The organism is Pseudomonas sp. AM8 (genome assembly GCF_036346475.1).
Classification (GTDB): Bacteria; Pseudomonadota; Gammaproteobacteria; order Pseudomonadales; family Pseudomonadaceae; genus Aquipseudomonas; species Aquipseudomonas marginalis.
On sequence record NZ_JAOTNX010000001.1, the window covers coordinates 487,947 to 501,770 of the forward strand.

General features: G+C 57.3%; 19 protein-coding genes. 2 read left to right on the forward strand and 17 right to left on the reverse strand.

The annotated features are described in order from the left end of the window. Nucleotides 1-24 precede the first annotated feature (24 nt). The 12 genes from V3W40_RS02355 to V3W40_RS02410 form a co-directional block, all read right to left on the reverse strand. Entirely contained in the window at nucleotides 25-531 is a 507-nt protein-coding gene (locus V3W40_RS02355; RefSeq protein ID WP_315871462.1) for a phage major tail tube protein, read from the reverse strand. Next, nucleotides 531-1,697, reverse strand: coding sequence for a phage tail protein (locus V3W40_RS02360; protein ID WP_330214348.1), 1,167 nt, complete (start codon nucleotides 1,695-1,697; stop codon nucleotides 531-533). Before V3W40_RS02360 ends, V3W40_RS02355 begins: the two co-directional genes overlap by 1 nt. A gap of 2 nt (nucleotides 1,698-1,699) precedes the next feature. Then, the gene (locus V3W40_RS02365) at nucleotides 1,700-1,891 is read right to left on the reverse strand and encodes a hypothetical protein (protein ID WP_330214349.1); all 192 of its coding nucleotides are present in this window, start codon (nucleotides 1,889-1,891) and stop codon (nucleotides 1,700-1,702) included. 84 nt (nucleotides 1,892-1,975) lie between these two features. Further along, entirely contained in the window at nucleotides 1,976-2,407 is a 432-nt protein-coding gene (locus V3W40_RS02370; protein ID WP_081744401.1) for a phage tail assembly chaperone, read from the reverse strand. A gap of 9 nt (nucleotides 2,408-2,416) precedes the next feature. Then, on the reverse strand, nucleotides 2,417-3,922 hold the full coding sequence (locus V3W40_RS02375; protein ID WP_330214350.1) for a phage tail-collar fiber domain-containing protein: 1,506 nt from the start codon (nucleotides 3,920-3,922) through the stop codon (nucleotides 2,417-2,419). Further along, a complete protein-coding gene (locus V3W40_RS02380) occupies nucleotides 3,923-4,552 on the reverse strand; it encodes a phage tail protein I (protein WP_330214351.1) in 630 nt (209 codons plus the stop codon). Beyond that, nucleotides 4,549-5,544, reverse strand: a complete 996-nt coding sequence (locus V3W40_RS02385; RefSeq protein ID WP_330214352.1) for a baseplate J/gp47 family protein — start codon at nucleotides 5,542-5,544, stop codon at nucleotides 4,549-4,551. Before V3W40_RS02385 ends, V3W40_RS02380 begins: the two co-directional genes overlap by 4 nt. Next, entirely contained in the window at nucleotides 5,541-5,873 is a 333-nt protein-coding gene (locus V3W40_RS02390) for a phage baseplate protein (RefSeq protein ID WP_315871455.1), read from the reverse strand. The genes V3W40_RS02385 and V3W40_RS02390 overlap by 4 nt, the downstream gene beginning before the upstream one ends. Before the next feature lie 9 nt (nucleotides 5,874-5,882). Next, nucleotides 5,883-6,494, reverse strand: coding sequence for a phage baseplate assembly protein V (locus V3W40_RS02395; protein WP_330214353.1), 612 nt, complete (start codon nucleotides 6,492-6,494; stop codon nucleotides 5,883-5,885). A 3-nt stretch (nucleotides 6,495-6,497) separates the two neighbouring features. After that, on the reverse strand, nucleotides 6,498-7,013 hold the full coding sequence (locus V3W40_RS02400) for a hypothetical protein (RefSeq protein ID WP_330214354.1): 516 nt from the start codon (nucleotides 7,011-7,013) through the stop codon (nucleotides 6,498-6,500). A 20-nt stretch (nucleotides 7,014-7,033) separates the two neighbouring features. After that, nucleotides 7,034-7,378 (reverse strand): phage holin family protein, encoded by a 345-nt coding sequence (locus V3W40_RS02405; RefSeq protein WP_027604569.1) that lies wholly within the window; start codon nucleotides 7,376-7,378, stop codon nucleotides 7,034-7,036. A gap of 596 nt (nucleotides 7,379-7,974) precedes the next feature. Further along, nucleotides 7,975-8,709: a LexA family transcriptional regulator gene (locus V3W40_RS02410; RefSeq protein WP_083221282.1), complete on the reverse strand. Its 735-nt coding sequence runs from the start codon at nucleotides 8,707-8,709 to the stop codon at nucleotides 7,975-7,977. A 213-nt stretch (nucleotides 8,710-8,922) separates the two neighbouring features. Between V3W40_RS02410 and V3W40_RS02415 the strand changes: the two genes are divergently transcribed. Both V3W40_RS02415 and V3W40_RS02420 read left to right on the forward strand, forming a co-directional pair. After that, nucleotides 8,923-9,249, forward strand: coding sequence for a DUF2388 domain-containing protein (locus V3W40_RS02415; protein ID WP_065926521.1), 327 nt, complete (start codon nucleotides 8,923-8,925; stop codon nucleotides 9,247-9,249). Nucleotides 9,250-9,727: 478 nt separating this feature from the next. Next, the gene (locus V3W40_RS02420; protein WP_330214355.1) at nucleotides 9,728-10,108 is read left to right on the forward strand and encodes a hypothetical protein; all 381 of its coding nucleotides are present in this window, start codon (nucleotides 9,728-9,730) and stop codon (nucleotides 10,106-10,108) included. On the opposite strand, the gene V3W40_RS02425 is transcribed toward V3W40_RS02420, so the two are convergent. The 5 genes from V3W40_RS02425 to V3W40_RS02445 all read right to left on the reverse strand — a co-directional run bounded on the left by V3W40_RS02425 (nucleotide 10,089) and on the right by V3W40_RS02445 (nucleotide 13,821). Beyond that, complete coding sequence (locus tag V3W40_RS02425) at nucleotides 10,089-10,316, reverse strand: hypothetical protein (protein WP_028619196.1); 228 nt, start codon at nucleotides 10,314-10,316, stop codon at nucleotides 10,089-10,091. The two genes, V3W40_RS02420 and V3W40_RS02425, sit on opposite strands and share 20 nt — an antisense overlap. Nucleotides 10,317-10,386: 70 nt before the next feature. Beyond that, nucleotides 10,387-10,920 (reverse strand): glycoside hydrolase family 19 protein, encoded by a 534-nt coding sequence (locus V3W40_RS02430; protein WP_330214356.1) that lies wholly within the window; start codon nucleotides 10,918-10,920, stop codon nucleotides 10,387-10,389. Nucleotides 10,921-10,978: 58 nt separating this feature from the next. After that, nucleotides 10,979-12,097, reverse strand: a complete 1,119-nt coding sequence (locus V3W40_RS02435; protein WP_330214357.1) for an acyltransferase family protein — start codon at nucleotides 12,095-12,097, stop codon at nucleotides 10,979-10,981. Nucleotides 12,098-12,184: 87 nt separating this feature from the next. After that, nucleotides 12,185-12,562, reverse strand: coding sequence for a tail fiber assembly protein (locus V3W40_RS02440; protein WP_330214358.1), 378 nt, complete (start codon nucleotides 12,560-12,562; stop codon nucleotides 12,185-12,187). After that, nucleotides 12,559-13,821, reverse strand: coding sequence for a hypothetical protein (locus V3W40_RS02445; RefSeq protein WP_330214359.1), 1,263 nt, complete (start codon nucleotides 13,819-13,821; stop codon nucleotides 12,559-12,561). The genes V3W40_RS02440 and V3W40_RS02445 overlap by 4 nt, the downstream gene beginning before the upstream one ends. Between the last annotated feature and the right edge of the window lie 3 nt (nucleotides 13,822-13,824).

The window sequence follows — 13,824 nt, forward strand, 5'->3', positions numbered from 1 at the left end:
GCGAGCACGCCCGCCCCCGGGGAGTTACGGCATCAGCACCGCGCGGCGGGCATCGCCGAGGATGTCTACACCATTGAGCACGAACTTCTGGGTGCGCACGTCGATGTCAATGACCGGGATGCCGTTTTCCAGGCGGTTGTAAGTGCGGCAGGAAAGCTCAAGCGTGGTGAGAGCCTTGTCGCCCATCTTCAACTTGGCTTCGACCAGGGATTTCAGCTTGCCGCCGACCGTGTGATAGGTGAAGTAGGTCTTGCCGTCCTGATCCTGGCCGGCTTCCCGCACGTTCAGCAGGATGTCATCACCCAGGCGTACGCCCAGGGCCAGCATGATTTCCGGGCCGGCACCTTGCAGCACCAGAGTGGCATTGAGCACCTTGCCGCTCTTGGCCATTTCCTCGGCGATAAAGCGCCCGCCGGACATGGGCTCCATGTCGAATTCAATCTTCGGCGGAGTGAATTCCTCAACCGTCGCGGACAACGGCAGGCCTTGAAGGGTGGCCGCAATGGCCTGTCTGACTCGGTTGGTAAACATTAGAGAACGTCCTCCAGGAACTGCTCGATGATTTCATCGCGGGCGTTGAGTTGATAAATCATGTGTTCGTTCGGCGCATAGCGGCCGTAATCGATGACGATGAACCAGGTGCCGTTCTTGTACTTCTCGACACTGTTGAGCTCCGGGTGCAGGTACACGCTGCCGCCGGGAATGGTTTCGTCGGCGACCAGGGTTTGCAGCCAGTCGTTGATACGCTTGACCTCCTGGTCCATGAAGGACTTGGTGAGGTTCTTGGCCATGGCTTTCTGGCCCGCCTTGACCAGCTTGCGGCTGATGGCATCTTCCAGGCCGACATAGCTGATGAACTTGCCGGTGATGGAGCGATTACCCAACAGCGAGAAACCGCCGAGGATGGTGCGGGCGTAGTAGCTCACGCCGTAACGGTTGAGCAGGTCGCCTTCGGTGGAGGTGTCGAGGATGTTGTACTCGACCACCCGGGAAACGTCCTCGGCGAACGTCACCTGGTTGCCTGGGCTTTCCCATTGCTTGACCTTGGCCAGCGCAGCGATCGCCAGGGACGACGGCGCAAGGAACACGTTTTTCTTCGCCGCCTTGGAGTACACCGACGGCATGTTGTGCACCAGCAGGCAACGGTCGAAACCAAGCTCGGCACCGCCCAGTTCACCGCTGTAGGTCACCTGGTCGGACACAGCCGCGTCCTTGCCATCCAGCACCACACGGGCCTTGATACGCTTGCCGAAGGCCGCGAACTCACCCGCCACAGCCTTGGTACCGGTGAAGCCAGGGGCGCCGATGATGGTCAGGTCTTCCGGCACGCTGGCCAGTGCCGCCAGTCCCAACTTGCGACCGGTGACCGGCTCGTTGCCGCCGATTACATTGTTGAGGGTGTCCGCCGGGGTGGCGCCCTCTTCCACGATCACCACGTAGACCGGCACCTTGACCACTTTGAGGATCTGGTAGACCGCGTGGAACAGCGTGCCAGACTCCGCGCCGGTAGGGTCCAGCAGCGCCTGGGTGGTGAAACTGTTGATACGGAACGGCGCGTTTTTCGGGATCGACGCATGGGCATTCGGCGCGGTGCCGACCAGGCCGATCACGTTGTCGCCAAGGCCGCCCATGGCCTCGGGGGATTCGGTGGCATTGACGGTGATGCCGTTGTGCTCGAAGTTCAGAACCTCAGCCATGGTTAGTCAGCCTTCTTGGTGGTGGCCTTTTTGGCCGGGGTGGCGTTGAGGACGCTGGTCAGTTCCAGGCGGCCGGCGGTGCGCAGGGCGGATGCTTCGACGTCCAGCAGGTCCAGTTCCTCGCCGACGGTGGACCAATGGCCGGCACCGGTGGGGAATGGGATGAGGACGGTGTAGGTTTGGCGGTGGGTCATAGGTAGGATCTCCAGGCGAAAAAAAACCGCTCAGCGCGGCAGGTATTCAGAGAGGGAATGAAAACGCCCCGGCGGTGCGGGGCGTTATTCAGTTTGGTTGGCGATCCAGGTCGGGCTTAGGGGCCTATGCTCAATATCCGGGAAATTCGGCGATTGTGGCCAGTCGCGCAGGGCTTGCATGTACAACAACAACTCTTCGAACTGTGCATCGGACAACGCTGTATCAAAGCCAATTTCCTTCTGGTCACGGTGGCGCTCGCGCAACCATATGACGGCGGCCAACTCAGTATCGCGCCTCTCACGTTCGAACCTTGCGGGGTCCTCAAGAGGAACAATTTTGGGATGTTTGGATAGCACCCCGTCATCGCTAAAGTGCCATGTATAGCCAATGTTCTGTGTGACTTCATACCAACGCTCGGCATCAATCAAGACGGCACCTGATGGGATTTCATGCACGCCCTCAATCAAGTGCGCAATCACTTCTCGAGCGTCATTCAAAGCTAGGTATTTACGCATAACGCCCCCTCAGTAACCAAAGCAAAAGAAATAGTAAGGATTTGGTGTTCCCGAAGTATCCGGCGTGTAGTGCGGGCGATTGTTGATAGTGATCTGACTTAGCGTTGTCGATACGGTGGCCGAGTTGTTACCTTGGGCGCGACGAAAAGCCCCTGGGCAGATCGCGGCCGTAGGGAAAGGTACGGTGTAATTAAATGTAGCCGCTGTAGCGTTAGGGATATCGGGGGTGGATCCCCATTGAATAATCCATCCTCCTAGCCAGGTTGGGAAAATAATCGCTCCATTGACCCCCTTAATGAATTGAAAGCCGAAGCGCAGCTTCTTCGGCGTTACGATGGTGGCGTCATCGAGCCCAGCGTCCGTCATCGGCTGCGTTGCGATCTTGGCCGTGCCTTGATTGTTTTCGGTGGCTTGCGTTGCCAACAGTGCTAGCGCTGCAATATCGATATTTCCCTGATTGATGGGGGCGCTCCAGGCTTTGATGCACCACATCACCGCGAGGTTGCGCGGGCGGGTTTCAGACGCCACACGTGGCGTACCATGCACATCATCACTGACAATGAATCCGCCGGTCAGCGACCAACTATCGACTGAAACAACTGTGGCGTCCCAGTCCAATGGAATTGCCGGAGTTGTGCCACCAGCGCCGTTGAAACACGGCACCCCACGCAGATCTTTAAATCGAGCGGGGTCATTTTTCGAATAGGCGATCGAACCAGCAGGAGTGAACCCCTGGAATGCATCGAGTTGAGAGGAGCAGATCATTCGCCCAGCATCAACTCCCCGCCCATGATCCCAACCCCGCAAAAACTCCCCACGCGACTCCGGCAGCCGGAAATTCCCCACCCCTTCATCCCCCTTATTGAACGCCGCCCCCAGAAACTTCGCCAAATCGGGATAGGCCGAGGCACTCTTCACGCTGCCATCAATTTCCAGGAATCCCACCGGAACATTGTCAACCGGAAACGCAACCATGGACCCCACCGGCAGCGCCGAGGACTGAGCAATCATCGCCTCAATCTCAGCCTTGGAATACGTCCCCTTCGCCAGGTAGTCCATCACCCAAGCCCGAGTTGCCTTCACCACCGTGTCATCAATCAACAACGTCACGATCGACGCATTACTGGTCTCAAAGATTGAGCGAATATAAAACTCTTTCCCCGATCCCGATGTCGCCAGCACCGGTTTATACGACTCCGGATATTTAACGACGGCATACAAGATCCCGGTGTCCGTCCACAGTCCGGCTTCCCGCACATACCAGCCGCCGACATCCGATGGAATGGTGACTTCGGCCATCAGCCAGTTGACGTTTTTCTCGTCCTGGAACAGCGCATTCAGCGGCCCGCGCCAGACTTCGCGCTTGAGCGCCTTGGCGTTGGCGTCGGGGTTGTAGACAGCACCGTTGCCGTCACCGACGGAAATCTGCGCCAGTTTGATCGGCACGCCAGCCGCCTTGCAGGCGGTTTCGTAGGCGATCCCCGCATTCGTGAGCAGGGTGTAATAGTCAGCCATTTAGTGCTCCTGTGGATAAAGGGTGGTGGTTTCGACGGTGTACAGACCGGCCGCCACAAAGGCGCGGCCCGAGGCCTCGACGCCCGCCAGCACGTTTGGGTAGATCGTGGTCAGTTCGCCGCACAGCGTGGCGGCGCCAATGCTGTGGCGGCCGAAGGCGCTCAGGCCCACGGAGATCGACAGGATGTCGCGTTCGCTTTTGGCATCGGCCAGGCGGCGGTCGAGTCGGGCATCGATGGCTTCGCTGTAGGGCAATTCGGTCCAGGCCCGTACGACAAAGCTGTAGGGCACGCCCGGCGGTTTCTGCGCATACCAGGCAAGCACTTCAGGGCTGAGTTGCAGGCCCTTGGCGGCATTTTCCAAGGCCTGGCGGGTGCCGGCCCGGCGCGCGGTGGGCCAGGCAAGTTTGACGGTCAGGCGCTTCTCGACCTCAGGGGCTGTGGCGCTCCACTCGTTGACCGCCCGGTCCGCCGCCAGGTAGGGCAAGAACGCCGCGGGTGTACGATCCGGGTCCATCAGTTCGGGAAACGGTGGGGTAACCCGCTCCAGCAACGTGCCAAACCCCAGATCCAAAGCCTTCTCCAGCGGTGAGCTGTTGGCGGGCAACAAACTCGCTTTGGGTTCACTCATAGCGTGCGCACCTCCACCTCGACGCCCGTGCAATACGGGGCCTGGAATGCCGTGCTGATGATCGGCGCCAGCGGCTCGAGGATCTGCAGCTGCGCGGCACCGGCGCTGTGGATCGCATAGTCGATCCAACTTGGGTCTACGCGGCCTTCCAGGCGATGGCAGGACTCTGCATAGTCTTGCAGCAATTTCTGCGCGGCGACTTGGGTGAGTCCGGAATCCGGACCGGCGTTGATCCTGGCCACCACGCGAATTTTGTAAGGCAGGATTTGCGCGCCTTGGACGGTGACCAGGTCGGTCTCAGGGCGTACATCGGGCCGTGCGAAATGTCGCCGTACGCCGTCAAGCAAATCGGCGGACGGCGTGCCATCTCCTTCCCTTGAAAGCACGGTGACCATTACTTCGCCAGGCGCCGTGCGCCGTCCGTTGCCATCCTTGACCTGGGCCGCGTAGCCGTCCGGATCGAAGGTGTAGCTGACGGTCACCACGCCCGGTGTGGCGCTTTGCACCTTGACCGACGGCCGCTCGCCGAGGGTGAAGACTTCACGGCGATACTGCATCCGCGAACCCGCCGCCGGCGCATGGGGTGCCAGGTAATAGCGCAGGCGCGCGTCGTCGTCGCTTTCCAGGGTGGGTGGCACCGGTGGGAAAGCCGCCGGGTCGCCGGGGTCGAGCACTTGGCGTTCCAGGCCCATATCGGCCAGGCGTGCATCCAGGTTGCTGCCGGTGGCCCACCACGCCAGCATCTGCTTGATGCGGGCGTTATATTTGCGTTCGTGGGTTTGCAGGCGTACGCAAAACGCTTCCAGGGCCAGGGTCAACAGCTCGCTTTCGTTGTCGAGACTGACCTTGAGTCTGGCCGCGCTGTGCGGCGCGCGGATGGCGACGTAGTCGACGACAAACGCCTTGAACTCCGCCAGCAGTGGTTCGAACTCATCGACCGCGATAATCGCCGGCTCCGCCAGTTGGTTCTGGCCTGGGATCAGCATACTCATGTCACGACCTCGAAGGATTGTTGTCGGTTTTTCCAGGTGCCGGCAAAACGCAGCAATAACCCGGCGCCCTGGCGGGTGGCGACGATGACCTGGGGCTGGAAGTCGACAATGCCGTTCTGGCTGTTGTAGAACGCTTGCGCGGCGTGGCTTTGGGCGAGGATCAACAGGTCATCGCCAAGGTTCTGGCCGAGCAGTTGCGGGATCATCGAGCCGTACAACGGGCGCTTCTGGCGAGTGCCCAAGGGGGTGGTCAGCGCTCGGGTGGCACGCTGTACGAATTGCAGCCAGTCATCGACGGCTGCCCCGGTGTTCCTATCGATTCCGATCATGGCAAATCCTTATGCGCGGCTGATCACGCGGCCCTGGTGATCCACCAGCGGGCCGCTCAAATGCACACCGGCGGCATCCAGCGAGAGGCCGGTGGTGCCGAGTTGCAGGGTGATGCCCTGGGCGCTCAGGGTCAGGCTGGCAGCACCGACCTTGACGTCGACCTGTTCGCGGGATCCGCTGAACATGGTTGGGCCGTTAATCCAGTTGAAGGTGTGGCTGGCATCGTCGTAGTCGCTTTGGGTGCCATCCTGATGGCGCCGCCGGGTCAGCGAGGCCACGCTGGACACCGGTGGAAACAGACTACTGTTCAGCCCGAACAGCGCCACAGACTGCATGCCCCCTTCCCCACCGCCGTAGTTGAGCAACAGGCATTGCTCGCCCACCGACGGAATACGGGTTTCGGTCTGCGCACCGGCGCTGGGGTTGAAGAACCGAATCGCCGGGGTAAGCAACTCACCATGGCTGACCTTGCAGGTATTGCTGGCAGCGTCGACCTCCTGGCACACGCCAATGCGGCAGAAACTGTCCGCGCGTCGATACAGGTCTTCGAGCTGGGCTTCCATTTCCGCCAGGCGCTCGACAATCGGCCCCAGTTGCATGCGTAACAATGCGTCGAACATGGACTACTCCTGCAGGGGCCGATATTGATCCGGATCGTCGATGTCCGAGACTTCCCAGGTGCGGGCAAACAGCGGTGTGCCGGTGGGGTCTTCGAGCAACGACGGGCCGAGATAGAGGGTTTGGGTGAAGGACACGGTCCAGGTGTCGTAGTCCGTTTCGGCGCTGGCGAGCCCAGAGGGCGCCGCGGCGACGGCCGTGGGTAAATCGCACTGGTCCGACGGCAGGCCCCAGCGGTTATCCAGGGCCAGGTCCATCAATTGGCTGGCCAGGTCGCACGCGTCAAAAGGCGCCGCCGCGCTGGCGACCGTAACCCTGAGTGATACCGACAAGGCATGCGCCTTGCGCCCTTCACGGGAACGCACACCGGGGCCGTTGCGTTCCACGCTGATCAGCACGCCAGTGTGATCCCCGGCGCCGCCAACGTCCTGGTGGTTGCCTACCTGTAATTGTGGGAAGGCACGCTTCAGCGCCCCCTCAATGGCTACAGGCAGTTGGGAGGGTTTTTCGATAAGTGTCATCAGTTGCGTCCTTGCAGCAGTTACTGCTGATCCGAGCGGGATGTCGGCGCTTCGTTGACCCCGATGCGCTTGGCCGCCCAGCGTTCATAAAGGCCGATGGCGACGTCTGCGCCGGCCATGGCCGTCAGGCAACCAATGGCGCCGGCGGTCCAGATCGACATGCCGGCGGCGTAGCACAGCATCAATGCCGAAACCCCGCAGACCATGCACGCCCCGGACCGCAGGGCCAGACGCCGGACCAGCGACCAACCGCGGGCACCCTCCTTGTCGGCACGCCACATTTCGCCGGATACGCCGCCAATCAGCGCCAGTGCGATCACCAGCCAGATAGGCATTTCCGCTAACGCTTGCTGCTCGTTTGTCATGTCACGCCTCCTGGCTGAGCAATGCCGGCAACGCACCGGCTTTTGGGTAAATCCATGTATAGGTAGGCATTCCAAAAAGCCCGGTTGCCCAGGCTTTTCAGTAATGCGGTCCAGCGTCGATCTTTCGGCGCTACTGGCGCGGTACGGATCTTTCCTCGATGTTTTTCCGACCACGATCCCTGTCTGCCGGATAACTGCTTCTGGTGCTTTACGCTGCACACCCGGGTCAGTTGCCAACCCTCTGAACCGTTAAGGCCGGTTCATCGCTGCCTGTTGCTGAAGCGGTGTCACTAAAGAGCGTCGGCATCCTTGCCGGTGTTGCCTGGCATCCCTGCCATCGCTCTGATGGCGTCCTTGCCGATGTTGCGTGCCTTCCTTGTCTTCCTTGGCAGCATCCTTGCCGCCTCCACCAGGCCTTGTTGGCTGGCTTGAGATGAAGGATATGCATTTATGCATATACAGTCAATGCACAAATGCATTTATTTCACCATTATAATGCACTGATGCATTTCATGCCTTGCGGGCAAAGGGTTTGGCGATTTTCCACGGGCGAAAAAAAGCCCGCTCGATGGCGGGCTCTCTCTTACGCAAGGAGGTTAACGGGCGTACATCCCCCACCAGAACACATGACCGAGGATGCTGATCTGCTCATCCTGGATATCCTGGAAGCTGTAGTCCTCATCCGGGTGTTCATCGCGATTGAAACTGCGCAGGCGAATCCCGGAAGGCAGGCGATAGAGCTGTTTAACCCGCAGCTGGCCATTGTGATTGATGGCATACAAGTCGCCATCGACGATGTCGCCGATGCCACTTTTGCCAGCATTCACGCCGACCGTCGCGCCGTCGCGCAGTACCGGCAACATACTGTTGCCGCGCACCGTCACACACTTGGCCTGGTCGAACTGCACACCGTTATGTCGCAGGCTGCGCTTTCCAAAACGCAGGCTGGCCTTCTCGCTTTCCTCGATGACGAATCTTCCTGATCCAGCAGCCAATTCAACCTCGCGCAGAAAGGGGATCGACACCTCGTCATCATTAACGGGGGTGTCATCGTCCCACAGGCTTATATCCTTGAGTTCCGAATGCGTCGGGTCGCGCCCGTCATCGCGCAAAGCCCCCACCGCCGCACGCCCGCGCAGTTGATCGGTGCTGACGCGGAAGTACTCGGCGATACGCGAGATGTGTTTATCCGACGGATCAACGATCTTGCCGCTGAGAATCCGGGACAACGTGGATTGAGGCACGCCAGTACGCCGGTGAAGCTCCGTGGGGGAGATCCGGTCGCGGTCCAGCAGTTCTCTTAAGACGATAGAAACGTTGCGTTTTTGCATAGCGGCGATAGTGACGGGAGTTTTTGGGGTTGGCAAATGCTAATTTGCATCATTCATGCATTAATTATGCACTCGCAATACCTTTCAGTGGACCTGCTTCAATCGAAAGCGCATCTTCAGCGCGGGATTCATTGTGCTCGGCAGCGCCTTATATCTGCAAAGGGACCGCCTCTGCTATCGTGCGGCTTCTCACAGAAATGGAAGCATCGAAGAATGGGCTCATGGAAGACGCTGGCGATCGCTGCCGTGGCAGTGATCGGCAACCCGGTAGCGGCGGCTGAAAACGCCAACCCTTTCGATAAAGCGCTGATGTACACGACGTTCGTGCCCACCATCCTGATTGGGGGAGCCAGCGTTCTCACGACCGATGCGCCAAAGCTTTTCACATCCTCCAAAACCGATGCCCTCGCCTTTATCGGTTCGGACGGCGAGATCCGCGGTGCTGAGTTCGAACAGGCATCTCGGTACTATCGCGCGACCTACGCCTCGCCTCTTATGTCCGACATGCAACTGGCCAAGGCGATCGCCTCATCGTACTGAGGGAGGCATTTTCGGCTGCGCGCCAATAGCGACACGTCCCTGCGCATTTAAACAAATGCGCCATCCCACTTTGCGTTTTACCTATCCGTTTGCGACCTGCGAAGGGCCGACCTCGCGTGTTAACCTTGCAGCCATTGCAAAATCAGCAGGGCCGAGCGCCCCACCTTTGCCCCACTCCTTTCAACGAATTTGCCTATTATCCAATGAGTAAAAACACGTCCGATCTGTCCTCCCACACCCCGATGATGCAGCAGTATGGGCTTGGTTTGGTCTTGGGCCTTATGCTACGGGGCCCTCCGCTTAAACCTGTCTAAAACCCTATCGTCATTCTTGGAGCTTTAAGCCCAATGAAACCGACTTTGCTCAAGGTAGTATTAGACAGAAAACCACCCTTCCCGGCGTCCTGCCGACGAACACCACTCCCAAATCCGACACGCCTCGATTACTGTGCGCACATACAGTATTTGAGTTTCGAAATATGAACGTTGACATGGATACCGATGACTGGCTTAGCTGCCCCACGCCCCTGGAAATGTACCAGCACCAGTGCGCCCTGCTCGAGGACGAGCTCGTCCAGACCGAGGCGATGCTGCGAAAGGCCCGGGCCAATGTGGCCGGCCTGGTGCAGATGAATGACCTGCTCGCCACCGGCAAAGCAGCGGCAGAGACCCGGTTGAAGGAAGCCATTGAGCGCATATCGGCATTGAGCGGTGAGGCACCTGACAACGTGAGTTTTCGACCGATCGACCTAGTCACGGGTCAGCGCGACCACCTGCTCAGGGAGAACCAGCGATTGCTGGGCGAGCTGCGCGAACTCAAGGAGGCTTCATCGGCAGCGCCTACTCCGCAAGCGCTTTGAGACGTTGCTCAGTAGCCGAGTCAAATATCACGTAAAGCCGGTCTATTGTCGCCTCTGTCAGCGCGCGGGCCGACTCCAGGCCCAGCACGAAGCCCTCGGCCCGAGCGCCCGCCTTCGCCGCAACAATCATCGAGTCCGCCCGGGCAATCTGCGCCAGCAGCTTGTCAGCCTCGCGCTCGATCTTTGGGCTGAGCGTCATACCTTCCATGTCGGATCCTCGCTGGACAAAGTGGAAGGATAGCCCAGCCAGCCTCACGGCACGACCAATGGTCGGTCTGTTAGCCAAGCACCTTCAGCGCCTTTTCATACAGAGCCTTCCGATCAGCTAGCCCGTTCACCCCACCATTAATGCGGCGAGTGATTTTCACGAACTCCCCCTGGTCAGCGAGCGTGTTCAGCCCCCTGGTGGACCAGAACCAGGCCGCTGACATCGCGGCGTGCTGCGGTAGCTCCAGAAGTTCGGGCTTATTGATCAGATCCAAGCCAAGGGCCTCACCGCACGCGGCATTGTTCGTCCTGCCGGTGATCTGGATCAGTCCACGCCCACGGTACTTATAGCCGTCACCCTTGACCGTGTTGCCAAGATCGGCGCGGCCTTCGTAGCCCGCCTGTTGCGCCGTGGGCCCCCAGATCTCGCGCAACCAACGAAAATGGCCTGACTCATGTCCCACCTGGGCGATGAAGGCAGCAGCCCGAAGCGAGCCGACAATGCCGTAACGGTTCATGGCCGTGTTCAGGGCAGGAACAAAAACGCCGGCACTGCGGCCGGCGTTCGGGAGTACTTGCAGCAGCTGCTGCTCTGTGATCGGCATGGCCTTCTCCAGACAATAAAAAACCCGCTCATGGCGGGCTTAACGAGATTATTCTTTTTCAGCTACTGTAAAAACGTATGCGTTTTCCCTTTGAAAAAAATGGCAACTCAGAAATCCTCTTTCCAATCTTTCCGAATGGTACTTCAATAGCATGGTAGGTGATCAGAGAAATAAAAATAGACGCTCCAGCAACCACAATAAACGAGATAGCTTTATGATTAGTAAAAGCATCAGGCGAAAAGCGTTCTAGAAGCCTAATAACTGGCACATGAGACAAATACAGCCCATAACTTATTGAACCCAACCCAACAACTAACTTACTTTCAAAAATAAGATTATACACTTTGCTTTTCGATGTTCCGAAAGCCAAAACAACAAAAGCGAGGCAGGACATATATATAAAGTCCCCCTGAGTGAAGTACGTAATCAAACCAGGCCTGACTATGTAAACAGCTATAGACACAAGAGCCGCCAGCAAGACAGTATCGCCAATTAAGCTTGTTTTTGGTAGTTCAGGCCGCAACCTGTACGCCGCTATACCAAGACAAAAAGAAAACAAAAACGGGATAGGGCTCCAGTAGACAGCGAGTTCTGCATCCTCAGGTTGCATGGGTAGCACGCTTGAGTGCTTATCTACAAAGAGATATAGGGCAGCGCTTAAAACAACCATTATGGCCATTGATTGCTTTGTTCGACATAGAAAAAGAAGCAACGGAACGAACAAGTACCAGAAAACCTCTATTGATATAGACCACTCCACTCCAAGTATAGTGTTTGCCACTCGATAATCGAAAACACTTAGAAAACTAAGATGCATAATTATATTATAAAAATCAACAGAAACCCCAAAGCGCTCCTGCCAAAATGAGGCGGTCACGGAAAGAGAAATCGCAAGAAAGATCCAGAAATAATACAGAGGGGCAATCCTCCATATTCTTTTATTAAAATATTCAGGAAATCCATTCGATGAATTAAACGACTGTGCAACACTGAATCCAGATATTACGAAAAAAACATATACCCCGGATCGCCCTAGCGTTACCAGCGTGTTTCCTGCTTCGCCAAGCTCTCTTAAGCCTGCGCCGCCTGCATGAACGAGAATAACAGCCATAGCCGCAAAAGCTCTCATCCCCGTGATAAAATCAGTGTCTCCGTATGACTTTGAAGGCCAAATCATCCCTGCCGCCCATTATTTTAAGTTGCGCATATCTTATACCAAACCGCGCGCGTATGGCGATTGTCATAGGCGCGCGGTTTCTGTGGATCAATTCGGCGGGCTGGGCCAGTCGATTTCCCCGGGAAAGCCTGGTTGTGCTGAGGTACGGTTAACTGCGACCCGGTACTGCTTCCATAGTTTAAGAAGTGTGGTGTCAGAATCTGATGCGTCACCCAGATCAACAGCGTCTTGGAGTGGGTTGATCCGAAGTGTAGCCAGAGCTAACAGTTCATCCCGCTTTGAATTTGCTACTGAAAGCAGTTCTTCTGCTGTTGGCGGTAATGCAACCGGATCGGGTGGCAAATCCGACGTATATGTTTCGGTTTTAGGGTCAGGAAAAAGTTTCGATGCGTCGTCAGGGTCTGGGGATGGACCATCAACCGACCGATAACCCTGACCATCCTTCCTAACTGCGTAGCCACTCATAAGTTGTCCTCCCAGCCGTCAGCAAGCAGAGTAACGGTGCTGGAGTTTGATAGATAGTAAATGTTTGCCCCTTCAAGAGGCACACTTCCGCGTCTCATATCATATGGAGAAGCATTTGTCGGAGTAGTCAATACTACAGGAGCGAAAGAAGTAGCAAAGGTTGGTGGAGTTCCTGCGGTGAGCGCGCCATAACTCGTATTTGGCGCAACGGCTCCAACGACATTATTCGCATTAGAGGAATGCAACCTAAGCATGATTACCGAAGCCGTAGGAGGACAGTGTTGCGCTACGGACGTAGCGACATAGGCTCCGGAAGTAGTGCCTGAGGCAATGGCCCTTGGAGAGGCATAGTTTGTCCCGGCAGCGACACGGAAATATCCATTTCTACCATATTGCAAGCTTGAAAACGGGTATTTGTTAGCGGTTGCATCAGTCAAGAACCATCCAACCCTCGCTCTATGGGTGTAACCCGCCGGCAATGATGGTGAAATCGCAGAGAGCGATAAAAGGCTAGAGACAGTTGTGCCATTCCAAATAACCCAAACTGAGTACCAAGTTGACGCTGTTTGGGACCCAGGCGAGCCGACGTCGAGACCGTTAACCCCAGCAACTGCAAAGCTAGGGGTCAGATTTACTGATCTCAGCGTTTGGTATCCGCCCGCTCCATTTCCGACGCACAGTTCGTCAGCAACAACCGAACAGACAGGCCCCAAGCCAGAAGCGGAAACTGCAAGATTTTTAAATGCGCCTTGAACTGATCCAGAGCCTGCGGAAAGTAACTGGTCAAGCAGGACGAAGTCGGTACCGTCGTAAACCACATCAGATATCTGATCGGCAAAAAAAACAGCGGCAACCTTGGCTCCTGTGGCGTCATACTGCTTCAAGTTCTTGGCGCCCTTGGCGGACACGTTCAGCGTAGGGTTCAGCCCTGAGTTCACAGGGAACTTCACAGTGAAACGCTGATTCGTTGCGTAAGCAGATATCGCTGGCGATGGCGTTAGGGTCAGCACCGTGGCAGTGCCAGCAGCGGAGAACGCCGTGGCCTTCTGAACTTGGAGTAGCTTGTAGAGCGACTGCAGGAGTTGGTCCTGGGTGCCTTTTACAGGCGTGACTCCGCCGGCGGACAGGACGCTCATCACCTCCTCCTGGACATCATTCAGCCAGTCGTCCGTTACAACTGTCGCCTGAATACCGCCAACAGGATCGCCCTCGGTGAACTTGTTATCGACCGTGGCCCCAGGGCCATCAATTCTGTGCATGCG